This window comes from Nitrospirillum goiasense, from assembly GCF_034427435.1.
Classification (GTDB): Bacteria; Pseudomonadota; Alphaproteobacteria; order Azospirillales; family Azospirillaceae; genus Nitrospirillum.
Map to the genome: position 1 here is coordinate 1,760,342 of NZ_JAXQNP010000002.1, position 24,893 is coordinate 1,785,234.

Annotated in this window: 28 protein-coding genes and 1 tRNA gene; 24 read left to right on the forward strand and 5 right to left on the reverse strand. The window is 66.2% G+C overall.

Annotated elements, in window-relative coordinates:
* The first annotated feature begins 70 nt into the window (after nt 1-70).
* A complete protein-coding gene (gene def / locus ULB03_RS10685) occupies nt 71-610 on the forward strand; it encodes a peptide deformylase (protein WP_322483116.1) in 540 nt (179 codons plus the stop codon).
* Between the two features lie 94 nt (nt 611-704).
* Nucleotides 705-1,463, forward strand: a complete 759-nt coding sequence (locus tag ULB03_RS10690; RefSeq protein WP_322483117.1) for a COQ9 family protein — start codon at nt 705-707, stop codon at nt 1,461-1,463.
* A 91-nt stretch (nt 1,464-1,554) separates the two neighbouring features.
* Here the strand turns inward: ULB03_RS10690 and ULB03_RS10695 are convergent, their stop codons facing one another.
* On the reverse strand, nt 1,555-3,225 hold the full coding sequence (locus tag ULB03_RS10695) for an MFS transporter (protein ID WP_322483118.1): 1,671 nt from the start codon (nt 3,223-3,225) through the stop codon (nt 1,555-1,557).
* 572 nt (nt 3,226-3,797) lie between these two features.
* On the opposite strand from ULB03_RS10695, the gene ULB03_RS10700 reads away from it, so the two are divergent.
* A tRNA-Ile gene (locus tag ULB03_RS10700) sits at nt 3,798-3,873 on the forward strand.
* A gap of 9 nt (nt 3,874-3,882) precedes the next feature.
* Here the strand turns inward: ULB03_RS10700 and ULB03_RS10705 are convergent.
* Nucleotides 3,883-4,572, reverse strand: coding sequence for a hypothetical protein (locus tag ULB03_RS10705; RefSeq protein WP_322483119.1), 690 nt, complete (start codon nt 4,570-4,572; stop codon nt 3,883-3,885).
* Nucleotides 4,573-4,853: 281 nt separating this feature from the next.
* Here ULB03_RS10705 and ULB03_RS10710 point away from each other — a divergent pair, with 281 nt between their 5' ends.
* From ULB03_RS10710 to ULB03_RS10725, 4 genes are all read left to right on the forward strand, one after another.
* A complete protein-coding gene (locus tag ULB03_RS10710; protein ID WP_322483120.1) occupies nt 4,854-6,071 on the forward strand; it encodes an FAD-dependent oxidoreductase in 1,218 nt (405 codons plus the stop codon).
* A gap of 145 nt (nt 6,072-6,216) precedes the next feature.
* On the forward strand, nt 6,217-6,981 hold the full coding sequence (locus ULB03_RS10715; protein ID WP_322483121.1) for a class I SAM-dependent methyltransferase: 765 nt from the start codon (nt 6,217-6,219) through the stop codon (nt 6,979-6,981).
* A gap of 127 nt (nt 6,982-7,108) precedes the next feature.
* Nucleotides 7,109-8,014 carry a phosphorylase family protein gene (locus tag ULB03_RS10720; RefSeq protein WP_322483122.1) on the forward strand — a complete coding sequence of 302 codons (906 nt, stop codon included), beginning with the start codon at nt 7,109-7,111 and terminating at the stop codon, nt 8,012-8,014.
* Between the two features lie 111 nt (nt 8,015-8,125).
* The gene (locus ULB03_RS10725) at nt 8,126-9,130 is read left to right on the forward strand and encodes an LLM class flavin-dependent oxidoreductase (RefSeq protein ID WP_322483123.1); all 1,005 of its coding nucleotides are present in this window, start codon (nt 8,126-8,128) and stop codon (nt 9,128-9,130) included.
* An 81-nt stretch (nt 9,131-9,211) separates the two neighbouring features.
* On the opposite strand, the gene ULB03_RS10730 is transcribed toward ULB03_RS10725, so the two are convergent.
* The 3 genes from ULB03_RS10730 to rimO form a co-directional block, all read right to left on the reverse strand.
* Complete coding sequence (locus ULB03_RS10730) at nt 9,212-10,888, reverse strand: M28 family metallopeptidase (protein WP_322483124.1); 1,677 nt, start codon at nt 10,886-10,888, stop codon at nt 9,212-9,214.
* A 172-nt stretch (nt 10,889-11,060) separates the two neighbouring features.
* A complete protein-coding gene (locus tag ULB03_RS10735) occupies nt 11,061-12,737 on the reverse strand; it encodes a M28 family peptidase (protein ID WP_322483125.1) in 1,677 nt (558 codons plus the stop codon).
* Between the two features lie 148 nt (nt 12,738-12,885).
* Nucleotides 12,886-14,238, reverse strand: coding sequence for a 30S ribosomal protein S12 methylthiotransferase RimO (gene rimO / locus ULB03_RS10740; RefSeq protein WP_322483126.1), 1,353 nt, complete (start codon nt 14,236-14,238; stop codon nt 12,886-12,888).
* Nucleotides 14,239-14,777: 539 nt separating this feature from the next.
* Between rimO and rpsL the strand changes: the two genes are divergently transcribed.
* From rpsL to rplX, 17 genes are all read left to right on the forward strand, one after another.
* Nucleotides 14,778-15,149: a 30S ribosomal protein S12 gene (gene rpsL, locus ULB03_RS10745; protein ID WP_004274236.1), complete on the forward strand. Its 372-nt coding sequence runs from the start codon at nt 14,778-14,780 to the stop codon at nt 15,147-15,149.
* An 11-nt stretch (nt 15,150-15,160) separates the two neighbouring features.
* Nucleotides 15,161-15,631, forward strand: a complete 471-nt coding sequence (rpsG, locus tag ULB03_RS10750; RefSeq protein ID WP_088871760.1) for a 30S ribosomal protein S7 — start codon at nt 15,161-15,163, stop codon at nt 15,629-15,631.
* A 30-nt stretch (nt 15,632-15,661) separates the two neighbouring features.
* Entirely contained in the window at nt 15,662-17,731 is a 2,070-nt protein-coding gene (fusA, locus tag ULB03_RS10755; RefSeq protein ID WP_322483127.1) for an elongation factor G, read from the forward strand.
* Nucleotides 17,732-17,763: 32 nt separating this feature from the next.
* Complete coding sequence (gene tuf, locus ULB03_RS10760; RefSeq protein WP_322481798.1) at nt 17,764-18,954, forward strand: elongation factor Tu; 1,191 nt, start codon at nt 17,764-17,766, stop codon at nt 18,952-18,954.
* Nucleotides 18,955-19,030: 76 nt separating this feature from the next.
* Entirely contained in the window at nt 19,031-19,339 is a 309-nt protein-coding gene (gene rpsJ / locus ULB03_RS10765; RefSeq protein WP_040848411.1) for a 30S ribosomal protein S10, read from the forward strand.
* A 58-nt stretch (nt 19,340-19,397) separates the two neighbouring features.
* Nucleotides 19,398-20,105, forward strand: a complete 708-nt coding sequence (gene rplC, locus ULB03_RS10770) for a 50S ribosomal protein L3 (protein ID WP_145729958.1) — start codon at nt 19,398-19,400, stop codon at nt 20,103-20,105.
* A gap of 5 nt (nt 20,106-20,110) precedes the next feature.
* Nucleotides 20,111-20,731, forward strand: coding sequence for a 50S ribosomal protein L4 (rplD, locus tag ULB03_RS10775; protein ID WP_145609111.1), 621 nt, complete (start codon nt 20,111-20,113; stop codon nt 20,729-20,731).
* A complete protein-coding gene (locus ULB03_RS10780; protein ID WP_044564206.1) occupies nt 20,728-21,045 on the forward strand; it encodes a 50S ribosomal protein L23 in 318 nt (105 codons plus the stop codon). Before rplD ends, ULB03_RS10780 begins: the two co-directional genes overlap by 4 nt.
* A gap of 11 nt (nt 21,046-21,056) precedes the next feature.
* The gene (gene rplB / locus ULB03_RS10785; RefSeq protein WP_322483128.1) at nt 21,057-21,884 is read left to right on the forward strand and encodes a 50S ribosomal protein L2; all 828 of its coding nucleotides are present in this window, start codon (nt 21,057-21,059) and stop codon (nt 21,882-21,884) included.
* Between the two features lie 11 nt (nt 21,885-21,895).
* Entirely contained in the window at nt 21,896-22,174 is a 279-nt protein-coding gene (gene rpsS, locus ULB03_RS10790) for a 30S ribosomal protein S19 (protein WP_004273665.1), read from the forward strand.
* Nucleotide 22,175: 1 nt separating this feature from the next.
* Entirely contained in the window at nt 22,176-22,571 is a 396-nt protein-coding gene (gene rplV, locus ULB03_RS10795; RefSeq protein ID WP_004273664.1) for a 50S ribosomal protein L22, read from the forward strand.
* Between the two features lies 1 nt (nt 22,572).
* Nucleotides 22,573-23,253, forward strand: a complete 681-nt coding sequence (gene rpsC, locus ULB03_RS10800; protein WP_322483129.1) for a 30S ribosomal protein S3 — start codon at nt 22,573-22,575, stop codon at nt 23,251-23,253.
* 29 nt (nt 23,254-23,282) lie between these two features.
* Nucleotides 23,283-23,708, forward strand: coding sequence for a 50S ribosomal protein L16 (gene rplP / locus ULB03_RS10805; protein WP_044564203.1), 426 nt, complete (start codon nt 23,283-23,285; stop codon nt 23,706-23,708).
* Complete coding sequence (gene rpmC / locus ULB03_RS10810) at nt 23,705-23,911, forward strand: 50S ribosomal protein L29 (RefSeq protein ID WP_145729960.1); 207 nt, start codon at nt 23,705-23,707, stop codon at nt 23,909-23,911. Before rplP ends, rpmC begins: the two co-directional genes overlap by 4 nt.
* A 14-nt stretch (nt 23,912-23,925) precedes the next feature.
* Nucleotides 23,926-24,183 (forward strand): 30S ribosomal protein S17, encoded by a 258-nt coding sequence (rpsQ, locus tag ULB03_RS10815; protein WP_004273663.1) that lies wholly within the window; start codon nt 23,926-23,928, stop codon nt 24,181-24,183.
* Nucleotides 24,184-24,208: 25 nt separating this feature from the next.
* Nucleotides 24,209-24,577: a 50S ribosomal protein L14 gene (rplN, locus tag ULB03_RS10820; RefSeq protein ID WP_004273662.1), complete on the forward strand. Its 369-nt coding sequence runs from the start codon at nt 24,209-24,211 to the stop codon at nt 24,575-24,577.
* A complete protein-coding gene (rplX, locus tag ULB03_RS10825) occupies nt 24,578-24,892 on the forward strand; it encodes a 50S ribosomal protein L24 (RefSeq protein ID WP_145729962.1) in 315 nt (104 codons plus the stop codon). It begins immediately after the preceding gene.
* Nucleotide 24,893 lies beyond the last annotated feature (1 nt).

Sequence of the window (24,893 nt, forward strand, 5' to 3'; positions counted from 1 at the left end):
TTTGGTGGAACGCCCAAGGCGGGGCGGCGCGGGACGCGGCCGCACGATGGATGCGGGGAAAGGGGGAACGTTGGCAATCCTGAAGATCGCCCGCATGGGCCACCCGGTGCTGCGGCGCCCGGCGGTGCCGGTGGAGGAACCGATACCCGCGGTGGTGCGCCAACTGGCCCAGGACATGATTGAAACCATGGTCGATTCGTCCGGCGTCGGCCTGGCCGCACCGCAGGTGCATGTCGGCTGGCGCGTCATCGTCTTCCGCGTGCCGGCCGAGCGCGCGGCCGGCGATGGCGTCGAGGCCCAGGTGCTGGTCAACCCGGTGGTCGAGCCGCTGTCGGAGGAGATGCAGTTCGGCTGGGAGGGGTGCCTGTCCATCCCCGGGCTGCGGGGGGCCGTGCCCCGCTACAACCACATCCGCTATCGCGGCCTGGCGCTGGACGGCTCCGTCGTGGAGCGCGAGGCGCGGGGCTTTCATGCCCGCGTGGTGCAGCATGAGTGCGACCACTTGGACGGCGTGCTGTATTTGGACCGTATGGACGACCTGCGCTTCCTCAGCTTCACCGAGGAGATGAAGTATTTCGGCACCGATTCGGTGCCCCGGCTGCCCGGCTGACCTTTGGGGGGTGGAGGCGCGCGGGGCCCGCGCCTATAGTGGCGGCAGTTTTCGGCCACCCGTTGGCCGCAGTCCTTGCTAGGGAGTGTTTCCCATGGTCGCCCCCGATACCGACGCCCCGACCGATTCGATCCATGCCCCGTCGCCAACCGCCCCAGCGCCAACCGCCCCAGAGGCGGCGGGCCCGGCGGACGAGCGGCTGGCCCTGCGGGACCGTCTGATGCTGTCCATCCTGCCCCATGTCGCCTTCGACGGCTGGTCGGCGGCGGCGCTGCGTCAGGGGGCGGCGGACGCCGGGATGGGGCCGGCCCAGCTGGCGGCGCTGTTCCCCGGCGGTGTCGCCGATGTGGTGGCGCAGTTCAGCGATTGGGCGGACCGCGCCATGCTGGCGCAGCTGGCAGGGCGGGACCTGTCGGTCATGAAGGTGCGGGCGCGTGTCGCCCTGGCCGTGCGCCTGCGCCTGGAACTGCTGGCCCCCTGGGCGGAGGCGGTGCGGCGCACCTCTTCCTTCGTGGCGCTGCCCACGCACACGGCCTTGGCCGCCCGCCTGCTGTATCGCACGGTGGATGCGATTTGGTATGCCGCCGGCGATCAGTCGACGGACATCAACTATTACACCAAGCGGGCGTTGCTGGCCGGTGTGCAGACCGCCACGGTCCTGTACTGGCTGGGCGACCGGTCGCCGGATTACGCCGACACCTGGGCCTTCCTGGACCGGCGCATCGGGAATGTGATGACCCTGGGCCGCACGCTGGCCACCCTGTCCCCGCCCAAGCTGTCGTCGCTGAAAACCATGGGCGATCTTTTGCCGTCGCCGTTGCGCTTCTCCCGCCACCTGCGCCAGCGGGCCTGAACCGCGGTGGCGCGTCCTTAAAAAGGAAAGGGCCCGGACGGGGGAGGTCCGGGCCCTTTGATTTTAAGCGCCGCCCCTGGGGGCTGACCGCTCAGTTATCGTGGCTGACTTCCACGTCCTTGGTTTCCCGCACGAACAGCAGGCCGATCACGAAGGTGATGGCGGCCACGATGATCGGGTACCACAGGCCGGCGTACATCTGGCCGGTGGTGACCACGATGGCCAGCGAGATGGCGGGCAGGAAGCCGCCGAACCAGCCGTTGCCGATGTGGTAGGGCAGGGACATGGAGGTGTAGCGGATGCGCGACGGGAACATCTCCACCAGCATGGCGGCGATGGGGCCGTAGACCAGGGTCACGTAGATGACCAGGATCCACAGCAGGAAGGTCAGCATCGGCTTGTTGATGGCGGCATCGTCGGCCTTGGCCGGATAGCCGGCGGCCTTCACCGCGTCCGCCACCGCCTTCTCGAAGGCGGCCTTCTTCTCCTTCACGTCCGGCGCGTTGGCGTCGTAGCTGTCGATCACCGTGTCGCCGATCTTGATCTGCGCCACGCTACCGGCGCCACTGTCCACCGCGGTGTAGGGCACGCTCTTATCCACGAGCGCCTTCTTGGCCACGTCGCAACTGGACGTGAACTTGGAGGCGCCGGTGACGTTTAGTTGCCAGGTGCATTCCGCTGGATCGGCCGTCACCGTGGCCGGGGCCGCGGCCATGGCCGCCTCCAGCGCTGGATTGCCGTAGTGGGTGATGCCCCGGAAGATGGGGAAGTAGGTCAGGATGGCCAGGGCCAGACCGGCCAGGATGACCTTCTTGCGGCCGATGCGGTCGGACAGGCTGCCGAACACCACGAAGAAGGGGGTGGCGAGCAGCAGAGCGATGGCCGCCAGCGTGTCGGCGGTGTTGGCGTCGATTTTCAGCGTGTTCTTCAGGAAGAGCTGGGCGTAGAACTGGCCGCAGTACCAGACGACGGCCTGGCCGGCGACGACGCCAAACAAGGCCAGCAGCACGAACTTCAGGTTATAGAGGTTGCCGAAGCTGTCCAGGATGGGGGAGGAGGAGGTCTTGCCCTCCTCCTTCATCTTCTTGAACAGCGGCGATTCGTCCAGCTGCAGGCGGATCCACAGGGACACGGCCAGCAGGGCCAGGGACACCAGGAAGGGAATGCGCCAGCCCCATTCCTTGAAGTCCGCCTCCGGCAGGCTGGTGCGGCAGGCCAGGATGACCAGCAGCGACAGGAACAGGCCGCCGGTGGCGGTGATCTGGATCCAGGCGGTGTAGGCCCCGCGTTTGCCGTGGGGCGCGTGCTCCGCCACGTAGGTGGCGGCACCGCCATACTCGCCGCCCAGCGCCAGGCCCTGCAGCAGGCGCAGGGAGATCAGCAGGATGGGCGACAGCACGCCCACCGACTCATAGCTGGGCAGGAAGCCGATGACGGCGGTCGACAGGCCCATGATCACGATGGTGACCAGGAAGGTGTACTTGCGGCCCACCAGGTCGCCCAGCCGGCCGAAGACCAGGGCGCCGAAGGGGCGGACGAAGAAGCCGGCCGCGAAGCCCAGCAGCGTGAACACGTCCTTGGCGCCCTGCGTGGGCAGGCCCGAGAAGAACCGGGCGCTGATGATGGAGGCCAAGGCGCCATACAGATAGAAATCATACCACTCGAACACGGTGCCGAGGGACGAGGCGAAGATGACCTTGCGCTCCTCCTTCGTCATGCGGCTCGAGGCCCCACTGGTACTGCTGCTGGCGATGGTCGCCATCGTGACTCCTCCCATGGATGTTTTAATCGTGTGGCTGGCGGCGGGGCGGCCCGCGCGGCGCACCCGCCCTGCCGTTCGGACTCGGGCGTCCGCCTACGGCGCCGGGTGTCGCGCCTGCCGCCGGTGGCCCGCCGCGGGGCCAGAATCGGCGTCAAGGATTTCGATCGGATATCGGGCGTTGATGTCAGATTGCTGCCGCAGGCCCCCCTTCGCGTCCGTCCCCTTGGTCCAGGGTTTGACACCCTGGCCTGACACTCAACCGCGCTGTGGCGGGCCCCGTTGGCCGGAGCCTCATGCGGATTCCCGCTGCCGGGTTCCGCGTTTGCCGGAGGTGTTAGCGCTACCCACGCGTGCCCTCGCGGCCATTTGCCGCCTGGACAATTGGTTTCGGCGCCGTCTCAAGCCTTGCAAAGGTAACACCTCAGTCTTGACCCGGCAACATGGCATTCGTCCCTCAATGCCCGTCGAATCAAAAGGATAGGGGCTTCTTTCCAATGGTTTGGCGGCTGTCGTAAAAAATTGATGAAGGGTGTTGCATGCCGCGGCCACACCCGGCAAAGTGCGGCCCGCGTGGGCCTGTAGCTCAACGGTTAGAGCCGGCCGCTCATAACGGTCTGGTTGCAGGTTCGAGTCCTGCCGGGCCCACCACGCCTTCCCTCAGTCGAAATCGAAGACGTTGGTTTGCCTCAACGCCGTGCCCAGTGCGTGGATGTTGTCCGGCGTCGGGTCGATGCGGCCATCCGGCGCGAACGTGATTTTCTGGCCCGATGACCGCATGGCGTTGAAGAAGACGGCCCTGTAGCGAAGGCTCATCATCAGGTAGCCCACCTGCGGCGCCGTCAGGGCTTTGCCGCCATTGGCCACCTGTGCCGCTTCCACCATATCGTTCCAGCCTTGCAGGTCGGCGGTCGCTTCGTCCGTCATCTTGAGCATGATGAAAGTCGGCAGATCACGCGCCGTGCCGTCCGGGGCGCGCGGTTCCGGCGACGGGGTTTTGGCATGGGCCGCCAGGTGTCCGAGGACGAACGTCGTGTTGTTGGGCCGGATGGAGTCCGCCTCGACCACATCGAAAGGCCGTGTGCTCGCGACATCTCCTAGGAAAGTCGGGGTGAAAAGGATCTTCCCTTCCCGCGCACCGGCCCCGAACCGGCTAAGCCTGCCCGCCGTATCGATCTCGAATCCCTTCAGCAGGCCGCTGGCGGCCAAAGCCGACAGTTCCGCCGCCAATGAGGGTGAGGCCGTGATGGCCTCCGTCACTTGGGCGGCCTGCTGAGGCGGCGCCTGCTTGGCGAAGTCATCCAACAGGGCCTGCAGGGGGGCGCTCAGGGAAACGGCCAGGACGGCCATACCTGCCAGTGTGCTCACGTAACGGCCCCATCGCTTTTCGGTTTTTGATCTATGCCGGCTTGAAAGGCTCCCCTCTCAAGGGGCCTGTCTCCTGTCCCTAAATTGCCACCAATCCGTGTCATGGCAAAGCGCCGTCGATGGGGAAGGGGCCGGGATCACCTCCCGGCCCCGTATTTCGACCGTCGCGGACAAAGTCCTGGTTTATCAGGATAATCTTTTACCCTATCGTTTCTGCATGGCGGCGTCCCGGAGAGCGCCTCGCAATCAATAAGGGGGATGGCATGGCGGTTGAGCGCTGGGACAGTCTGGCCGGCGGGATGGGCCGACGCACGATGCTGATGGGGACGGGGGCCGCCTTGGCGCTGGCGGGCTGCGCGGTCAAGGGGGAGGATGGGCGGCATGGCGGCATCTCCGAAGCGGTGCGGTCGCCTTTGATGCTCACGCCCATCCGGGCCACGCCCGACCGTATCACCCGCGTCACCGTCTGCACGCGCCCCTTTCGGCCCCAGGGGCCCCGGCTGGAGGTGGAGCGCATCGGCGAGAAGCGGGTGCTCCACCATTATGGCCACGGCGGCAGCGGCTGGTCCCTGTCCTGGGGCACGGGTCTGGTCGCCACGGAAAAGGCCATGGCCCTGGGCGAGCGCGACATCGCCGTGATCGGCTGCGGCGCCATCGGCCTGACCACGGCGCTGCAACTGCAACGCGCCGGTGCCAAGGTCACCATCTACGCCAAGGACCTGCCGCCCGACACCCGGTCCAGCCTCGCCACCGGCGTGTGGTCGCCGGACTCGCGCATCTGCCTGGAACAGTACGCCACGCCGGAGTTCAAAGCGCTGTGGGCGCGCATGTGCCTGACCTCTTTCCAGGCCTATCAAAGCCTGCTGGGGTTGCCCGGCACGCCCATCGAGTGGGTGGACAATTACAACGTGGCCGACGCGGCCAACCAAGGGCATGAGGAGGCGGCGGATACCCGGCCCCCCTTCGCCGACACCTTGCAGCATGATTTGCTGCCCACCCTGACGCCACACCCCGTCGATGTGCCGGCCGGCCTGCACCCCTTTGGCGGCCGGGTCGTCCGGCGCGGCACCAACATGGTGTTCAACATCTCCAGTTACGCCCGCCTGCTGCTGGACGATTTCCATGCCAATGGCGGCCGCATCGAGGTGCAGGAGTTCCATACGCCGGCGGATTTCGCCCGGCTGCCGCAGAAGGTGCTGGTGAACTGCACCGGCTATGGCGCCCGCGCCCTGATGGGCGACGCCTCCATCGTGCCGGTGCGGGGCCAGTTGGCGCGCATGATCCCGCAGGACGATGTGCATTACGGCCTGTACTACAACGGCGTGTCCTTCGTGCCCCGGCGTGATGGCTTCGTCTTCCAGGTCATCGGGCCGGACGACTATTACGGCTATGGCGACGACAGCGTGGAGCCCGACCGCCCGTTGGCCGAGCAGGCGGTGCGCACCATCGCCAGCCTGTTTCCGCCGCCGGCCGTCGGCTGACCGCCCCTGGCGGCATCAAACTTTCCCGCGAGGCGGGATTGATTTATGGCCGCGGCGCCGCACCTTCTAGCGGCAGCCGTGTGCCTGTGGGCCAAAGATGGGGCCGTCCTGGCTCCCGGCTGACATCCAGGGAGGGAAGGGTACAATGTCTCGCGTTTCCGTCATCGCGCTGGCCCTGGGGCTGGCCGCGTCCAGCCTGGCGCTCGGCGCCGGCGCCGCCACCGCGCCGTCACCCGCCATCACCGCCGCCGTCGCGGACGCCAGCCGCCCGCAGGCCGACAAGGATCGCGACGCCGACCGCAAGCCGGCGGAGATGCTGGCCTTCGCCGGGGTGAAGCCGGGTGACAAGGTGGTGGATTTCATGCCGGGCGCCGGCTATTTCACCCGCCTGTTCGCCAAGGCCGTAGGCCCCAAGGGCCGCGTCTATTCCCTGCTGCCCGGCGAGATCGCCAGCCGGTCGCAAAAGGCGGTGGACGGGCAGAAGGCCCTGGCCGAGGACAAGGCCTATGGCAACATCGTTCCCCTGGTCGAGCCGGCCGCCGCCCTATCCCTGCCGGAGAAGGTGGACGTGGTCTGGACCTCGCAGAATTACCACGACGTCCACGCCTTCATGGGGGCCGAGACGGCGGCGGCGGTGAACAAGGCCGTCTTCAACGCCCTGAAGCCCGGCGGCGTCTACATCGTGCTGGACCATGTGGCGGAGGCGGGTTCCGGCCTGCGCGACGCCAACACCCTGCATCGTATCGACCCCGAAACGGTGAAGAAGGAGGTGGAGGCCGCGGGCTTCGTGCTCGATGGCCAGGACGACGCCCTGCGCAACACGGCGGACAACCACACCCTGAAGGTGTTCGACCCCGCCCTGCGCGGCCACACCGACCAGTTCATCTTCAAGTTCCGCAAGCCCAAATAAGAGCGTCCCGCGCTGGGGCCCCGCGACGGGGGTAATGAACGGGGGCTGCGTCGGTGGCACTTTGGCCATTGCGCAGCCCCTTGTTTTTGCGGACCCTTTCCCCCTCGACAGAAGAAGGGGGACAGGCATGGCGAAGGGGATGGCGGCACTGGTCGTGGTGCTGGGGGTGATGGGACTGATTGGCACCGCCAGGGCGGCGGAGGCCCCGTACCAGGTGCTGGGCGGTTATGCCCACCATGGCCATGAGGAACGGTTGAACACCCCGGCCGACGAGGTCGCCTGGCTGCGCAAGAACCGCTTCGTGCATGGCGAGCTGGACGATTTCCCCGCCGACGCCATCGTTCTGCACCGGGTGGATATCGAATCCTACCTGGACCAGGCCGGGTTCCAGGGGCGCTACACCCACCTGTCCTACGGCTTCACCGACCCCACCGACCTGTGGGTGGTGCGTAAGCCGGGCACGACGCCCTTCACCGTGGTGCGCGGCCTGCCCGGCGCCGGCGGCATCACCACCCAGGTGGCGGAGTTGCAGGCCCTGGGCGCCCGCCGGGTGATCCATGTCGGCACGGCGGGCCTGCTGTCGCCCGACGTGCCCTATGGTCAGATCATCGTGTCCGATGGGTCCTACCGCGACGGCGGTGCCTTCCTGCTGGCGCCCGACGCGCGGGCGCAGGTGGCCCGGCCGGACCAGGACTTCACCGCCCGGGTGCGCGCCGCCGCCGCCCGCTCCGGCCTGCCCAGCGCGCGGGGCATCGGCTACACCATGCCCATCTACTATTTCCAGCCGGGCAGCATCCTGCGGGACCTGCTGGCCATCAAGGGCCCGGACAAGCCCACCTTCGTGGAGATGGAGGAGGGGCCGTTCTTCACCTTGGCCACCCTGATGGGGCTGAAGGCCGCCAGCGTGGTCGTGGGGTCCGACCGCCTGGTCAACGACGGCGGCCGCCTGCATCAGTCGCTGTGGGACGGCGACCTGGACGCCCTGGAACTGGCGGCGTTCAAGGTGGCGGTGGCGGCGGTGACCACCCCGTGAGGGCTGAGGGCAAGCCACACTGTGACCGGCCTCACCTCGAAAAGCGGCGCGGACATGCTTAGGTGAGCCTTGGCAGTTCTGTCGTGGTTCGAAGAAAGGGCCGGTCCCCCCGTGTCGCTTCCCATTCCCCTGTCCGTCCTGGACCTTTCCCCCATCGTCGAGGGCGGCACCGCCGGCCAGGCCCTGCGCAACACCCTGGACCTGGCCCGCCATGCGGAGGCGCTGGGCTACCGCCGCTTCTGGGTGGCGGAGCACCACAACATGACGGGCATCGCCAGCGCCGCCACCTCGGTGGTCATCGGCTACATCGCCGGCGGCACTAAGAGCATCCGCGTGGGGGCCGGCGGCATCATGCTGCCCAACCATGCCCCGCTGGTGATCGCGGAACAGTTCGGCACGCTGGAATCCCTCTATCCCGGCCGCATCGACCTGGGTCTGGGCCGTGCGCCGGGCAGCGACCAGCGCACCGCCTGGGCCCTGCGCCGCGACCGGACGGACAACGGCGACAACTTCCCCCGCGACGTGCAGGAGCTGCAGGCCTATTTCCGCCCGGCCCAACCGGGGCAGCCGGTGCGCGCTGTCCCCGGCGCCGGCCTGGACGTGCCGATTTGGATTCTGGGTTCCAGCACCTTTGGCGCCCGGCTGGCGGCGGAACTGGGGCTGCCCTACGCCTTCGCCTCCCACTTCGCGCCGTCCCAGCTGCTGGAGGCGCTGCATGTCTACCGCCAGCACTACAAGCCCACCGCCGCCAACCCCAAGCCCCACGCCATGGTGGGGGTCAACGTCTTCGCCGCCGATACGGACCGGGAGGCGGAGGTGCTGTTCACCTCCCTGCAGGACCGGTTCGTGGCCTTGGCCCGCGGCAACCCCGGCCCCTTGCGCCCGCCGCAGCCGGACGTGCGCTGGAGCCCGGAGGAACGCGCCTGGGCGGATCAGGCGCTGCGCTACTCCGTCGTGGGTGGGCCGGAGACGGTGCGCCATGGCCTGGGCGCCATCCTGCAGCAGACCGGCGCCGATGAGATCATGGTAACCGCCGCCATCCACGACCATGCCGCCCGGCGGCGGTCGTTCGAGATCACGGCCCAGGTGGCCGGGCTGGCGCCGCGCGCCGACTGATACGCGCGGGACGCTGTCCGCCAAAGAAAAGGGCCGCGTCCCCGGGCATGGGGATGCGGCCCTTTTTGTCCCGTTCCGTCGCTATTTGCCCATGGACTTGTCGCGGGCGGCCTTGAACTCGGCCTTGTCGTACCATTTCGGCCAATCGGTGCCGAAGGCCAGCGGGCGGCTGAGGTCATAAATCATGTTGACCTCCATGGCGCCGCCGCTGAGGTCCAGGTCGGGCGACCATTTGTCCGACGGCTGGTGATAGTGCAGGCGGGTGAACTCGTCCTCCTTGGCCTTGCCCCACTCCGCGCCGTGCGCCACGCTGTCGATGCCGCTGTGGGCGTAGATCACCGGGATGCCGACCTTGGCCAGGTTGAAATGGTCGGAGCGGTAGTAATAGCCGCGCTCGGGGAAGGGCTCGGGGTTCAGGGCCATCATGTGGGCGTCGGTCCAGGCCTTCAGCCTGTCCTCCAGGTCGGACTTGCGCCCGCCGACCAGCACGATGTCGCGGGTCAGGCCCACGCTGCTCAGCATGTCCATGTTGAAGCCCGCGACCGTCTTGTTGGGCGCGAACAGCGGATGCTGGGCATAGTATTCGGAACCCAGCAGGCCCTGCTCCTCGGCGGTGTAGGCGATGAACAGCAGGGTGCGGTCCGGCTTCGGGCCCTTGGTGTAGCGCTTGGCCAGCTCGATCAGGCCGGCGACGCCGGACGCGTTGTCCATGGCGCCGTGATAGATGGTGTCGCCATCGATGGCCGGGCCGATGCCCAGATGGTCCCAGTGCGCGCCCACCAGCACCATCTCATCGGGATGCTTGGCGCCCGGAATGGTGCCGATGACATTGTGGGAAACGACGTCGCGCTCCGTCGGCGTGATGCCGACCGACATCTTGAGGGGCAGGGGCACAGCCTTGAAACCGCGCCGGGCGGCACTGTCCTTCAGCGTGCTGAAGTCCAGCCCGGCGGCCTGGAACAGGGCCTTGGCCTGGTCCAGCTGAATCCAGCCTTCCACGGCGGAACGGCTTTTCAGACCGCCGTCGGCCGGCATCAAGGTCAGCTTGGGGATGCTGCCGCCGTTGGCGACCACGCCCCAGGGGTAACCCGCGGCGCGCGTCTCATGCACGATGATGGCGGCGGTGGCGCCGTGGCGGGCCGCCTCCTCGAACTTGTAGATCCAGCGGCCATACCAGGTCATGGCGCCGCCGCCGAACAGCTTGGGATCGCCGGTGGCATAGCCGGGGTCGTTCACCAGGATGACCACCGTCTTGCCGCGCACATCGACGCCGGCATAGTCGTCCCAGCCGAATTCCGGCGCCGTGATGCCGTAGCCCACGAACACCATGTCGTTGTCCTTGACCTGGACATGGGGCGTGCGCTGGCGGGTCCAGACGATCATGTCGCTGAAATACTCCAGCGACAGCGGTTCCGCCTTGGGGCCGGTGATGACCATGGGGCCGTCGGCCTTGCTGACGATCTCCGTCAGGGGGACGTCCTGCAGATAGCTGCCGTCCACGGCCGGGGTCAGGCCGATCTTCTTGAACTGCTCCTGGATGTAGGCGATGGCCTTGGCCTCGCCCTCCGTTCCCGGCTTGCGGCCTTGGAAGTCATCGGACGCCAGGATGCGGATGTGCTCGGACAGGGCCTGGGCCGTTACCGGCGCTACATCCTTGGTGACCTTGGCGGCCGCCATCGTGGGCAGGGCCATGGCCACTGCGAGAGCCAGCGCCGCCGTGCCTTTCAGCAGGCGGGCGCGTCTGGTGTGGGTTCGCATGGGTTTCTTGCGTTCCTTATCTTTCCCGGGGCGCGTCCATTGGCGTCCCTCAAACCGCCCATACCCCCTGCCAGGGGTTACAGGCGCCGGCAAGGTTACGGCCCCGCTGTGCCGCTTCCCCGACTGAAAAAGGCCGCCGCGCCCCCTGCCAGGGCGCCGGCGGCCCTTATGCTCATTTGCCCTGGGACATGTCTCGGGCGGCCTTGAACTCCGCCTTGTCATACCATTTGGGCCAGGCGTCGCTGGTGGCCAGGGCGCGGCTGATGTCGTACCACATGTTGACCTCGACGGCGCCGCCGCGCAGGTCCATGGCCGGCGACCATTCGTCGGACGGCTGGTGGTAGTGCAGGCGGGTGTACTCCTCCTCCTTCGCCTTGCCCCACTCGGCCCCATGCTCCACGCTGTCGATGCCCATGCTGGCGTCGATGACGGGAATGCCGACCTTGGCCAGGTTGAAATGGTCGGAGCGGTAGTAGTAACCGCGCTCGGGGAAGGGCTCGGGAGTCACGACCATGCCGTGGGCATCGGTCCACGCCTTCAGCCGTTCCTCCAGGTCCGATTTTTTGCCGCCGACCAGGACCACGTCATGCACCGGGCCCAGCACGCCCAGGCCGTCCATGTTGAAGCCGGCCACCGTCCTGCCCGCAGGGAACAAGGGGTGCTGGGCATAGTATTCCGAGCCCAGCAGGCCCTGCTCCTCCGCCGTGTAGGCGATGAACAGCAGGGTGCGGTCCGGCTTGGCGGCGTGGGTGTAGCGCTTGGCCATCTCGATCAGGCCGGCGATGCCCGTGGCGTTATCCAGCGCGCCGTTATAAATGGTGTCGCCGTTCACCGCCGGGCCCACGCCCAGATGATCCCAGTGGGCGCCGACCAGCACCACCTCATCCGGATGCTTCGCGCCGGGGACGATGCCCACCACATTGTGCGAGACGACGTCGCGCACGACGGGGGTGATGCCCACCGACATCTTGGCGTTCAGGGGCACGGCCTTGAAGCCGCGCCGGGCGGCGCTGTCCTTGAGGGTGGAATAGTCCAGGCCGGCGGCCGCGAACAGTTCCTTGGCGACGTCCAACTGCACCCAGCCCTCGACGGCTGAGCGGCTTTGCAGGCCGCCGTCGGCCGGCATCAGGGTCAGCTTGGGCACGCTGTTGCTGTTGGCGACCACGCCCCAGGGGTAACCCGCGGCGCGCGTCTCGTGGACGATGATGGCGGCGGCGGCTCCATGGCGGGCCGCCTCCTCGTACTTGTAGGGCCAACGACCGTACCAGGTCATGGCGCCGCCGCCGAACAGGGCGGGGTCGCCGGTGGCGAATCCGGGATCGTTGACCAGGATGACGACCGTCTTGCCCTTCACATCGACGCCGGCATAGTCATCCCAGCCGAACTCGGGGGCGGTGATGCCATAGCCGACGAAGACCAGGTCGCTGTCCTTGACCTCGGCATGCGCGGTGCGCTGCCGGTTCCAGACGATCATCTGGCTGAAATACTCGTAGGACAGTGTCTTGGCCTGGCCGTCCTTGCCTGTGGCCGTGAACACCAGGGGGCCGTCGGCCTTGCTGGTGATTTCGGTCATGGGCACGTCCTGAAGGTAGCCCTTGGAGCCCGGTGCCGGCTTCAGGCCGATCTTTTTGAACTGGTCCTGGATATAGGCGATGGTCTTCTCCTCGCCCACCGTTCCCGGCTTGCGGCCCTGGAAGTCGTCGGAGGCGAGGATTTTGACATGGGCCGACAGGGCCTCGGGCGTTACCGGGGCGGCGTCCTTCGCCTGCCCGGTGGAAAGGGCCCCTAGATTGATCGCCAGGGCCGCGGCGAACAGTGCCGTCGTGCCTGTGCGTGGTCTGACTCCCATAAGCGTGAATCCCCATTGTCTTGGTCGGGGCGCCGGCGGGGTACAACCGCAGCGGCGCCGCTTGGGGCGGCAGCATACGGATGTACTGGCCGGGTTTCCATGCCCTGGGGTAGGGAGTCTGTCGAAAGTTGGATATTGGATAAGGGCGTCAGGCGTCGACGCGGGTGCCCCACAGGTCGTATTCCTCGGCATGTTCCACCGTCACCTGGACGATGTCGCCCACGGCCACGCTCGTGTCGCCGTTCAGGAAGACGCTGCCATCGATTTCCGGCGCGTCCGCGGCGGAGCGGCCGATGGCGCCCTCGTCATCCACCTCATCGATGATGACGTCGATGGTGCGGCCCACCTTGGCCTGCATGCGCTCTTCGCTGATGGCCTGCTGGTGGGCCATCAGGCGGTTCCAGCGCTCTTCCTTCACCTCTTCCGGCACGGCGCCCTCCAGGGCGTTGGCGGGGGCGCCGTCCACGGCCTCATACTTGAAGCAGCCCAGCCGGTCGATCTTGGCCTCCGATAGCCAGTCCAGCAGGAACTGGAAATCCTGCTCCGTCTCGCCGGGGAAGCCGACGATGAAGGTGGAGCGGATGGTCAGGTCGGGGCAGATGTCGCGCCAGCCGTGAATCCGGTCCAGCACCTTTTCCTGGTTGGCCGGCCGCTTCATGGCCTTCAGCACGTTGGGGCTGGCATGCTGGAAGGGGATGTCCAGATAGGGCAGCACCAGACCCTCCGCCATCAGGGGGATGACCTCGTCCACATGCGGGTAGGGGTAGACGTAGTGCAGGCGCACCCAGGCGCCCAGACCGCCCAGCTCCCGGGCTAGGTCGGTCATGTGGGCGCGGACCTGGCGGCCCTTGAACTCGCTCTCGGCATGGCGCAGGTCCAGGCCATAGGCGCTGGTGTCCTGGGAGATGACCATCAGCTCGCGCACGCCGGCGTTCACCAGGCGCTCCGCCTCGCGCAGCACGTTGCCGGCCGGCCGGCTGGCCAGGTCGCCGCGCAGCGAGGGGATGATGCAGAAGCTGCAGCGGTGGTTGCAGCCCTCGGAAATCTTCAGGTAGGCGTAATGGCGCGGCGTCAGGCGCAGGCCCTCGGGCGGAACCAGGTCGGTGTAGGGGTTGTGCACCGGGGGCAGGTGGTCGTGCACCGCCGACACCACCTGCTCGTACTGGTGGGGGCCGGTGACGGCCAGGACGTTGGGGTACATCTCGCGGATGCGGCCCTCTTCCACGCCCATGCAGCCGGTGACGATGACGCGGCCGTTCTCGCGCATGGCCTCGCCGATGGCGTCCAGGCTCTCCTGCTTGGCGCTGTCCAGGAAGCCGCAGGTGTTGACCAGCACCACGTCGGCGTCGTCATAGCTGGGCGACACCTCATACCCTTCCGAGCGCAGCTTGGTCAGGATGCGCTCGCTGTCCACCAGCGCCTTGGGGCAGCCTAGGCTGACGATGCCAACCTTTGGCGCGCCGGTGGCGGGGACGGTGGGGGTGTGGGTGGGCTTGCTCATGGCGGCGCTCGGGAATCCAAAAGGGCGCCGTCGGCGAACCCTCACGCCGCATGCGGTCGGCGGAGGTGTCTCTCGAAAGCGCGCTTACACTATACTATAAGGTGAGCGTCCGCCCTGGGGGCGCCGACGCTCGTCTGGCCCGGGTATATAGCCGCACCGGGCCCGTTTGCCCATCCCCCGCGCTGTTGGGAGCGCGTGCCAGAGGCGCAGGGGAGGGGCCCGCAAATGTGGGGCCGCCCCCTGTCCTAGACGCACGGCTTGCCCTGTATTTTTACGTGTAGGGCGCTTGACGGGGGGAGCGGACGTCCATATAGTCCGCCCACATTTTTCGAGGGGCAGGCTGTAGGCCGCCCTTGCGGGCTAGACGCTGTCTCTCAAAAAGACCCCCTCGAAAATCTGTATAGCCGCACCCGAGTCCTTGTTCGGACGGCGTTTGCAAGGCCCGCGCGGAGCCAGTTAGTGCTTCGTGACGGGACTTTCGTCGTTCGGGGCATGGGTTTGGGTGCCTTGTTGTTGGAACTGTGAACCGAGAGCGGTAGATGCCGACGATCAACCAGTTGATCCGCAAGTCCCGTGAGGGCGTGCCGGAGCGGGACAAGGTCCCGGCGTTGCAGGAATGCCCCCAGAAGCGCGGTGTCTGCACGCGCGTCTACACGACCACCCCGAAGAAGCCGAACTCGGCGCTGCGTAAGGTCGCCCGCGTGCGGCTGACCAACGGCCACGAGGTCATCAGCTACATCCCGGGCGAGGGTCACAACCTGCAGGAACACTCCGTGGTGATGATCCGCGGCGGCCGTGTGAAGGACCTTCCCGGCGTGCGCTATCACATCATCCGCGGTTCGTTGGATACCCAGGGCGTGAAGGACCGTCGCCAGCGCCGGTCCAAGTACGGCGCCAAGCGTCCGAAGTAAGGAGTTATCTCATGTCCCGTCGTCGTCGCGCCGAGAAGCGTGAAGTCCTGCCGGATGCCAAGTACGGCGATACCGTGCTGACGAAGTTCATGAACTGCCTGATGTACGACGGTAAGAAGTCCGTCGCCGAGCAGATCGTGTACGGCGCTCTGGAGCGTATCGAGGGCAAGGTGAAGGCTGATCCCATTCAGCTGTTCCACGATGCCCTGAACAACGTTCGTCCCTACCTGGAAGTTCGTTCCCGCCGCGTCGGCGGTGCGACCTACCAGGTGCCGGTTGAGGTCCGTCAGGACCGCGCCCAGGCCCTGGCCATCCGTTGGCTGATCGCCGCCGCTCGCGGCCGGTCGGAAAACACGATGACCGAGCGCCTGTCGGGTGAGCTGCTGGACGCGGCCAACCAGCGCGGCGTTGCCGTGAAGAAGCGTGAAGACACCCACCGTATGGCGGAGGCCAACAAGGCCTTCTCGCACTACCGGTGGTAAGGCTGGGAAAAGCTTAGGCCTTAAGGAATCATGGCGCGCTCCCATCCTCTCGACCGTTATCGGAACATCGGTATCTGTGCCCACATTGATGCCGGCAAGACGACGACGACCGAGCGGATCCTGTACTACACCGGCAAGTCCTATCGCATGGGCGAGGTCCACGAGGGCACCGCCGCGATGGACTGGATGGAGCAGGAGCAGGAGCGCGGCATCACCATCACTTCGGCGGCCACGACCTGTTTTTGGCGTGACCACCGGGTGAACATCATCGACACCCCCGGGCATGTCGACTTCACCATTGAGGTCGAACGGTCCTTGCGGGTGCTGGATGGTGCGGTGGCGCTGTTTGATGCCGTGGCCGGGGTCGAGCCCCAGTCGGAAACCGTGTGGCGGCAGGCGGACAAGTACCGCGTGCCGCGCATGTGTTTCGTGAACAAGATGGACCGGGTCGGCGCCGACTTCTTCGGCACCGTCCAGATGATCCGGGAGCGGCTGGGCGCCAACGCGGCGGTCCTGCAGCTTCCCATCAAGACGGAGGCCGGTTTCACCGGTGTCGTCGACCTGGTGAAGAACAAGGCCATCGTCTGGAAAGAAGAGACGCTGGGCGCCGAGTTCTTCGAGAGCGAGGTTCCGGCCGCGATGGTCGAGCAGGTGAGCGCCTACCGCGCCCGCCTGGTCGAGCAGGCGGTCGAGATGGATGAGGCGGCTACCGAGCGCTACCTCGAGGGTGAGGAACCCGACGAGGCGGCGCTCAAGGCGCTGATCCGCAAGGGGACGATCACGCTGCGCCTGGTTCCGGTGCTGTGTGGTTCGGCCTTCAAGAACAAGGGCGTTCAGCCGATGCTGGACGCCGTTGTCGACTTTCTTCCCTCGCCGCTCGACATCGCCGATGTCGCCGGCGTGGCGCTGGACGGGGAACCAGCCAGCCGGAAGACGGACGACGCGGCGCCCTTCGCTGGCTTGGCGTTCAAGGTGATGAACGATCCTTTCGTCGGCGCGCTCACCTTCGTCCGGGTTTACTCGGGTCGGGTGGCGGTCGGTGATCGCGTTCTGAACGCGAGCAAGGGTGAGAAGGAGAGCGTCGGCAAGATGTTGCTGATGCACGCCAACACCCGGGAAGAGATCGAGGCGGCCTGCGCGGGCGACATCGTCGCCCTGGCGGGGTTGCGGGACACGACGACGGGCGAAACCCTGTGCGATCCGGAAGCGCCGCTGGTGCTGGAACGCATGGAGTTCCCGGAGCCGGTGATCGAGGTGGTGGTCGAGCCTAAGACCCAGGCGGATCACGACCGGATGGCAATGGCGTTGCAGCGTTTGGCGTCGGAGGATCCGTCCTTCCGCGTCGGCCGTGACTCCGAGACGGGCCAAACCGTCATCGGCGGCATGGGCGAGCTGCATCTCGAAATCATCGTCGATCGCATGCGCCGGGAATACAGGGTTGAGGCCGATGTCGGCGCGCCGCAGGTGGCGTACCGGGAGACCATCGCCCAGAAGGCTGAGGTCGCCCACACGCTGAAGCGGCAGGTCGGCGCCATGGGGCAGTTCGCCCAGGTGACGTTGTCCTTCGAGCCGTCAGAGCCCGGCAGCGGGTTCCGGTTCGAGAACAAGGCGGGCGGGAAGCTGCCCAAGGAATTCGCCCACGGGGTCCAGAACGGCGTCGATGCCGCGAAGGACGGTGGGGTGATCGCCGGGTTCCCGGTGATCGATCTGAAGGTAGAGCTGGTGGACGGCGGTTTTCACGACGTCGATAGCTCCGTCGAGGTGTTCGAGCAGGCCGCTCGCGCCGCTTTCAGGGAAGGGATGGCGAAGGCCAAGCCCGTCCTGCTGGAGCCGGTGATGGCGGTCGAGGTGGTCACCCCCGACGATTACATGGGTGATGTCATCGGCGACCTGAACAGTCGCCGGGGACAAGTGACGGGAATGGATCAGCGGGGCAATGCGCGTGTCATCATTGCCAGGGTCCCGCTGGCCAACATGTTTGGGTATGTGAACAACCTGCGCTCGATGAGCCAGGGCCGGGCGCAGTACTCGATGCAATTTGACCACTATGAGCCGGTGCCGGCTGCCATCGCGGATGTCGTTCGCGCCAAGATGGCCTGATCTGGCAGAAGTCAAGAGAAGGAAGAGTAACCATGGCGAAGGCGAAATTCGAGCGCACCAAGCCGCACTGCAACATCGGCACCATCGGTCACGTTGACCATGGCAAGACGTCGCTGACGGCTGCGATCACGAAGGTGCTGGCTGAGACCGGTGGCGCGACGTTCACCGCGTACGACCAGATCGACAAGGCGCCGGAAGAGAAGGCGCGTGGCATCACGATCTCGACCGCCCACGTCGAGTACGAGACGTCCAACCGTCACTACGCCCACGTCGACTGCCCCGGCCACGCCGACTATGTGAAGAACATGATCACCGGCGCCGCGCAGATGGACGGCGCGATCCTGGTCGTGTCCGCTGCCGACGGCCCGATGCCGCAGACCCGCGAGCACATCCTGCTGGCCCGTCAGGTCGGCGTGCCGGCTCTGGTGGTGTTCATGAACAAGGTCGACATGGTCGACGACCCCGAGCTGCTGGAGCTGGTGGAGCTGGAAGTGCGCGAGCTGCTGAGCAGCTACGACTTCCCTGGCGACGACATTCCGATCGTGAAGGGCTCCGCCCTGTGCGCCCTGGAAGACCGCAGCCCCGAGATCGGCAAGGAAGCCATCCTGGAGCTGATGAAGCAGGTCGACGCCTACATCCCGCAGCCGGAGCGTCCGGTTGACAAGCCCTTCCTGATGCCGATCGAAGACGTGTTCTCGATCTCTGGCCGCGGCACTGTGGTGACCGGCCGTGTCGAGCGCGGCATCGTGAAGGTGGGCGAGGAAATCGAGATCGTCGGTCTGAAGACCACGGTCAAGACGACCGTGACCGGCGTTGAGATGTTCCGCAAGCTGCTGGACCAGGGCCAGGCTGGCGACAACATCGGCGCGCTGCTGCGCGGCACGAAGCGTGAAGACGTCGAGCGCGGCCAGGTCCTGGCCAAGCCCGGCTCGATCACCCCGCACACCAAGTTCGTGGCCGAAGCCTACATCCTGACGAAGGAAGAAGGCGGCCGTCACACCCCGTTCTTCACCAACTACCGTCCCCAGTTCTACTTCCGCACCACGGACGTGACGGGCATGGTCTCGCTGCCGGAAGGCACCGAGATGGTGATGCCGGGCGACAACGTGCAGGTGACCGTGGAGCTGATCGCCCCGATCGCCATGGACGAAGGCCTGCGCTTCGCCATCCGTGAAGGCGGCCGCACCGTCGGCGCCGGCGTGGTCGCGAAGATCATCGCCTGATAGTACCCACTGATTTGATTGACCGGTGTGCGGTGCCGTTGCTATACGGCACCGCTTCCAACCAAGGTTTAGGACGATGGAAAGCCAGAATATCCGGATCCGCCTGAAGGCGTTCGATCATCGCGTGCTCGACCAGTCGACCAGCGAGATCGTGAATACGGCCAAGCGGACCGGTGCCCGGGTGCGCGGTCCGATCCCGCTTCCGACCCAGGTCGAGAAGTTCACGGTGAACCGCAGCCCGCACATCGACAAGAAGTCGCGTGAGCAGTTCGAGATCCGCACCCACAAGCGCCTGCTGGACATCGTCGATCCGACCCCGCAGACCGTGGACGCGCTGATGAAGCTCGACCTGGCCGCCGGCGTCGACGTCGAGATTAAGCTGTAAGTTTTGAGTAGTGGGACCTCTCCCCTGAGGATGTCCCCTGTTAGGAGAAGAGACTAAAATGCGATCCGGTTTGATCGCGCAGAAGCTCGGCATGACCCGCATCTTCACGGATGAGGGTGAGCACGTGCCGGTGACTGTGCTGAAAGTCGACAATTGCCAGGTCGTCTCCCACAAGACCGAGGAACGGGACGGGTACACCGCCCTGGAAATCGGCGTGGGCAAGGCCAAGGTGAAGAACGTCACGAAGGCTGAGCGCGGCCACTTCGCCAAGGCGAAGGTGGAGCCGAAGAAGAAGACCGTGGAGTTCCGGGTGACCCCGGACGCCCTGGTCGAGGTCGGTGCGGAGATCACCGTCGACCACTTCGTCGCTGGCCAGTTCGTGGACGTCACCGGGACGACCATCGGTAAGGGCTTCGCCGGTGGCATGAAGCGCTGGAACTTCGGCGGCCTTCGCGCCACGCACGGTGTGTCCGTGTCGCACCGTTCGCACGGTTCGACCGGTCAGCGTCAGGATCCCGGCCGCACCTTCAAGAACAAGAAGATGGCCGGTCACCTGGGCGTTGAGCAGGTCACCACCCAGAACCTGAAGGTCGTCTCGGTCGATGTCGAGCGCGGCCTGATCCTCGTCCGCGGCGCCGTCCCCGGCTCCGAAGGCGGTTACATCCTGGTCAAGGACGCCGTGAAGAAGAAGCTGCCGGAGGGTGTTCCCTTCCCGGCCGCCTTCCGTGCGCCGACGCAGGACGCTCCTGCCGCGCAGGAGGGCTGAGCATCATGAAGACGACCGTTAAGAACCTGAAGAACGAGCAAGTCGGCGAGATCGAGCTGGACGACGCCGTGTTCGGCCTGCCGGCCCGCGCCGATCTGCTGGCCCGCATGGTGAACTGGCAGCTGGCCAAGCGCCGTCAGGGCACGCACAAGACCAAGGGGATCTCCGAGATCTCCGGCACGACCAAGAAGCCGTGGAAGCAGAAGGGCACCGGCCGTGCCCGTCAGGGCTCCCTGCGCTCGCCGCAGTTCCGCGGCGGCGCGGTGATCTTCGGTCCGGTGGTGCGCAGCCATGAGCACGACCTGACGAAGAAGGTCCGCAAGCTGGCCCTGAAGACCGCCCTGTCGGTCAAGGCCGCCGAGGGCAAGCTGGTCATCCTCGACGATGCCCGCGCCGAGACGCACAAGACCAAGGCTCTGGTCGAGCAGTTCGGCGCGCTGGGCCTGAGCTCGGTGCTGATCATCGACGGCGCCAACCTGGATGAGAACTTCGTCCGGGCCGCTGGCAACATCCCGCATGTGGATGTGCTGCCGGAGCAGGGCGCCAACGTGTACGACATCCTGCGGCGCGACACCCTGGTGTTGACCCGCAACGCGGTCGAGCAGTTGGAGGCTCGCCTGAAATGAGCAAGAACGCGAAGCCGTTTGTGAGCGCCGAGCGCATGTACGATCTGATCGTCGCGCCGGTCATCACCGAAAAGTCCACCATGGGCTCCGAGCATAACCAGGTCACCTTCCGGGTGCCCCTGGATGCCACGAAGCCCGAGATCAAGCAGGCCGTCGAAGGCCTGTTCAAGGTCAAGGTGACGGCCGTGAACACCATCGTCTCGAAGGGCAAGACCAAGCGCTTCCGGGGCATCGTGGCTCGCCGGTCCGACTTCAAGAAGGCCATCGTGACCCTCGCCGAAGGGCACACGATCGACGTCACCACCGGCGTGTGAGGGCATTAACGATGGCACTTAAGACTTACCGTCCCATTACCCCGAGCCTGCGCCAGCTGGTGCTGGTCGACCGCTCGGAGCTGTACAAGGGCAAGCCGGTTAAGCGTCTGACGGAGGGCCTGAGCGGCACCGGCGGTCGTAACAACACCGGTCGCATCACCGCGCGTCGCATGGGCGGCGGCCACAAGCGCCGTTACCGTCTGGTCGACTTCAAGCGCAACAAGTTCGGCGTCCCGGCGACGGTCGAGCGTCTGGAGTACGATCCGAACCGGACGGCCTTCATCGCTCTGATCCGCTATCAGGACGGCGACCTGGCCTACATCCTGGCTCCGCAGCGTCTGAAGGCCGGCGACGTCGTCGTCGCTGGTGAGAAGGTCGACGTGAAGCCCGGCAACGCCATGCCGCTGAAGAACATCCCGGTCGGCACCATCGTCCACAATGTGGAGCTGCGTGCGGGCAAGGGTGGGCAGATCGCCCGCTCCGCCGGTACGTTCCTGCAGCTGGTCGGCCGTGACCAGGGCTATGCCCAGCTGAAGCTGCCCTCGGGCGAGCTGCGCATGGTCCGGGGCGAGTGCCTGGCCACCATCGGCGCGGTGTCCAACCCCGACCAGTCCAACACCGTGATCGGCAAGGCCGGTCGCAACCGTTGGCTGGGCCGCCGCCCCGCCGTCCGTGGTGTCGCCATGAACCCGATCGACCACCCGCACGGTGGTGGTGAAGGCCGTACCTCCGGTGGCCGTCATCCGGTCACGCCGTGGGGCAAGCCGACCAAGGGCAAGAAGACGCGTAGCAACAAGAAGACGGACGGGCTGATTATCCGTCGTCGTCGCTCTAAGTAAGGAGTAGGACCGTGACCCGTTCCGTCTGGAAGGGGCCGTTCATTGACGGCTACCTTTTGAAGAAGGCAGAGAAGGCGCGCGCGTCCGGCCGCAACGAGATCATCAAGATCTGGTCGCGCCGTTCCACGATCCTGCCCCAGTTCGTCGGTCTGACCTTTGGCGTGTACAACGGCCATAAGTTCCTGCCGGTGCTCGTGACCGAGAACATGATCGGCCACAAGTTCGGTGAGTTCTCTCCGACGCGGACTTTCTACGGCCACGCGGCCGACAAGAAGGCGAAGAGGAAGTAACATGAGCAAGCCTCAATCTGAACGGCCCTTCGCCGACAACGAGGCTGCGGCGCACGGTCGGATGATCAAGTCCAGTGCCCGCAAGCTGAACCTCGTCGCCCAGATGATCCGCGGCAAGGAAGCCGGCACCGCCCTGGCCATGCTGACCTTCTCCAAGCGCCGCATCGCCGGCGAAGTGAAGAAGGTTCTGCAGTCGGCCATCGCCAACGCCGAGAACAACCACCAGCTGGACGTTGACCGTCTGGTGGTCGCTTACGCCACCGTGGGCCGCGCCCTGGTGATGAAGCGCTTCCATGCCCGGGCCCGCGGTCGCGGCGCCCGTGTCGAGAAGTCTTACAGCAACTTGACCGTGGTTGTGCGCGAGCGCGCCGAGGAAGCCACGGGGGAGACCGCGTAACATGGGTCAGAAAGTCAACCCCATCGGGCTCCGCGTCGGTATCAACCGGACCTGGGACAGCCGCTGGTTCGCCAGCCGCGACTATGCCACGCTGCTGCACCAGGACCTGCGCCTGCGTAAGCACCTGCAGGGCAAGCTGGCCGCGGCCGGCGCCTCGCGCATCATCATCGAACGTCCGGCCAAGAAGGCCCGCGTCACCATCCACACGGCCCGTCCGGGTGTGGTGATCGGCAAGAAGGGCGCGGACATCGAGAAGCTGCGTTCCGATCTGAGCCGCATGACCGGTTCCGAGGTCAGCCTGAACATCGTCGAGATCCGCAAGCCGGAACTCGACGCCCGGCTGATCGCCGAGAACATCGCCAGCCAGCTGGAGCGTCGTGTCGCCTTCCGTCGCGCCATGAAGCGCGCCGTGCAGTCGGCCATGCGCCTCGGCGCCCAGGGCATCCGCATCAACTGCGGCGGCCGTCTGGGCGGCGCTGAGATCGCTCGTATGGAGTGGTACCGCGAAGGTCGCGTGCCTCTGCACACGCTGCGCGCCGAGATCGACTACGGCACGGCCACGGCGAAGACCACCTACGGCACCTGCGGTGTCAAGGTGTGGGTGTTTAAGGGCGAAATTCTGGCGCACGATCCGTTCGCCCAGGACAAGCGCGCCGATCAGCAGCCCGTCGCGGCGCGCTGAGGGTGAACGGATACTAGAGGGCAATTGCCATGCTGAGTCCGAAACGTACTAAGTACCGCAAGCAGCACAAGGGGCGCATCCACGGCGCCTCCAAGGGTGGCACCCAGCTGAACTTCGGCGCCTTTGGCCTGAAGGCGGTCGAGCCGGCGCGCATCACCGCGCGCCAGATCGAAGCGGCCCGCCGCGCGATCACCCGTCACATGAAGCGTCAGGGCCGGGTCTGGATCCGGATATTCCCGGACGTGCCGGTGTCGAGCAAGCCCGCCGAAGTCCGCATGGGCTCCGGTAAGGGTTCGCCCGAGTTCTGGGCGGCCCGCGTGGCCCCCGGCCGCATCATGTTCGAGCTGGATGGTGTGCCGGCGGACCTCGCCAAGCGCGCCTTCGAGCTGGCGGCCGCCAAGCTGCCGATTAAGACCCGATTCATCACCCGCCTGGGTGAGGGAGCTGAGGCATGACCAAAGCCGTCGACCTGCGCACTAAAAGCGTGGATGAGTTGCAGGACCAGCTCTTGCAGCTGAAGAAAGAGCAGTTCAATTTGCGCTTCCAGCGCGCCTCCGGGCAGCTGGAGAATACCGCGCGTGTCGGCCAGGTTCGGCGCGACATCGCTCGGATCAAGACCATCCTGGGCCAGCGGGAAACCGCTGCGCCCGCGTCCTGACAGGGGGAAGCGTAATGCCCCGGCGTGTTTTGCAGGGCACGGTGGTGAGTGACAAGGGCGATAAGACCGTGATCGTACTGGTCGAGCGTCGCGTCATGCACCCCGTGTACAAGAAGTTTATTAAGCAGTCGAAGAAGTATGCTGCTCATGACGAGCAGAATGCTTATAAGGCTGGCGACACGGTCACCATCGAGGAATGCCGTCCGATTTCCAAGCGGAAGCGGTGGGCCGTCGTCGTGGAAAGCGCCGCCCCGTCGGGCGCCGCCGTCTAACTGTTTTGCTTAAGGAAGCCAAACCATGATCCAGATGCAAACCAACCTGGAGGTCGCTGACAACAGCGGCGCGCGCCGGGTGCAGTGCATCAAGGTGCTGGGCGGCTCCATGCGGAAGGTCGCGGCCGTTGGCGACGTCATCGTCGTCTCGGTCAAGGAGGCCATTCCGCGGGGTCGCGTGAAGAAGGGTGACGTGCATCGCGCCGTCATCGTTCGCACCGCCAAGGAAATCCGTCGCACCGACGGTTCCGCTATCCGCTTCGACCGCAACGCGGCTGTGCTCATCAACAAGCAGGGTGAGCCGATCGGGACCCGTATCTTCGGGCCGGTCACGCGTGAGCTGCGCGCCAAGAAGTTCATGAAGATCATCTCCCTGGCGCCGGAGGTCCTGTAAATGTCGAAGATTAAGAAGGCCGATAAGGTCATCATCATCGCCGGCAAGGACAAGGGCAAGCAGGGCGAGGTGATCGCCGTTCTGCCGAAGGAGAACCGCGTCAAGGTGCGCGGCGTGAACCTGGTCAAGAAGCACCAGCGTCCGACTCCGACGCAGCAGGGTGGCATCGTTGAGCTCGAGGCGTTCATTGACGTCTCCAACGTCGCCCATGTCGACCCCAAGACCAACAAGCCGACCCGCGTCGGCTACCGGATCCTGGAAGACGGCCGCAAGGTCCGTTTCGCCAAGGTTTCCGGTGAAGTCATCGACCTGTGAG

Coding starts and splice junctions, on each gene's coding strand:
- fusA (WP_322483127.1), top strand. CDS start 15,662: ATGGCGCGCTCCCATCCTCTCGACCGTTATCGGAACATCGGTATCTGT.
- ULB03_RS10730 (WP_322483124.1), bottom strand. CDS start 10,888: ATGCGAACCCACACCAGACGCGCCCGCCTGCTGAAAGGCACGGCGGCG.
- ULB03_RS10705 (WP_322483119.1), bottom strand. CDS start 4,572: ATGGCCGTCCTGGCCGTTTCCCTGAGCGCCCCCCTGCAGGCCCTGTTG.
- rpsQ (WP_004273663.1), top strand. CDS start 23,926: ATGCCCCGGCGTGTTTTGCAGGGCACGGTGGTGAGTGACAAGGGCGAT.
- rpmC (WP_145729960.1), top strand. CDS start 23,705: ATGACCAAAGCCGTCGACCTGCGCACTAAAAGCGTGGATGAGTTGCAG.
- rplP (WP_044564203.1), top strand. CDS start 23,283: ATGCTGAGTCCGAAACGTACTAAGTACCGCAAGCAGCACAAGGGGCGC.
- rpsL (WP_004274236.1), top strand. CDS start 14,778: ATGCCGACGATCAACCAGTTGATCCGCAAGTCCCGTGAGGGCGTGCCG.
- ULB03_RS10710 (WP_322483120.1), top strand. CDS start 4,854: ATGGCGGTTGAGCGCTGGGACAGTCTGGCCGGCGGGATGGGCCGACGC.
- rplN (WP_004273662.1), top strand. CDS start 24,209: ATGATCCAGATGCAAACCAACCTGGAGGTCGCTGACAACAGCGGCGCG.
- ULB03_RS10690 (WP_322483117.1), top strand. CDS start 705: ATGGTCGCCCCCGATACCGACGCCCCGACCGATTCGATCCATGCCCCG.
- ULB03_RS10780 (WP_044564206.1), top strand. CDS start 20,728: ATGAGCAAGAACGCGAAGCCGTTTGTGAGCGCCGAGCGCATGTACGAT.
- rpsG (WP_088871760.1), top strand. CDS start 15,161: ATGTCCCGTCGTCGTCGCGCCGAGAAGCGTGAAGTCCTGCCGGATGCC.
- rplD (WP_145609111.1), top strand. CDS start 20,111: ATGAAGACGACCGTTAAGAACCTGAAGAACGAGCAAGTCGGCGAGATC.
- ULB03_RS10720 (WP_322483122.1), top strand. CDS start 7,109: ATGGCGAAGGGGATGGCGGCACTGGTCGTGGTGCTGGGGGTGATGGGA.
- tuf (WP_322481798.1), top strand. CDS start 17,764: ATGGCGAAGGCGAAATTCGAGCGCACCAAGCCGCACTGCAACATCGGC.
- rpsJ (WP_040848411.1), top strand. CDS start 19,031: ATGGAAAGCCAGAATATCCGGATCCGCCTGAAGGCGTTCGATCATCGC.
- rplC (WP_145729958.1), top strand. CDS start 19,398: ATGCGATCCGGTTTGATCGCGCAGAAGCTCGGCATGACCCGCATCTTC.
- rplX (WP_145729962.1), top strand. CDS start 24,578: ATGTCGAAGATTAAGAAGGCCGATAAGGTCATCATCATCGCCGGCAAG.
- rplV (WP_004273664.1), top strand. CDS start 22,176: ATGAGCAAGCCTCAATCTGAACGGCCCTTCGCCGACAACGAGGCTGCG.
- rplB (WP_322483128.1), top strand. CDS start 21,057: ATGGCACTTAAGACTTACCGTCCCATTACCCCGAGCCTGCGCCAGCTG.
- ULB03_RS10695 (WP_322483118.1), bottom strand. CDS start 3,225: ATGGCGACCATCGCCAGCAGCAGTACCAGTGGGGCCTCGAGCCGCATG.
- rpsC (WP_322483129.1), top strand. CDS start 22,573: ATGGGTCAGAAAGTCAACCCCATCGGGCTCCGCGTCGGTATCAACCGG.
- ULB03_RS10715 (WP_322483121.1), top strand. CDS start 6,217: ATGTCTCGCGTTTCCGTCATCGCGCTGGCCCTGGGGCTGGCCGCGTCC.
- rimO (WP_322483126.1), bottom strand. CDS start 14,238: ATGAGCAAGCCCACCCACACCCCCACCGTCCCCGCCACCGGCGCGCCA.
- ULB03_RS10735 (WP_322483125.1), bottom strand. CDS start 12,737: ATGGGAGTCAGACCACGCACAGGCACGACGGCACTGTTCGCCGCGGCC.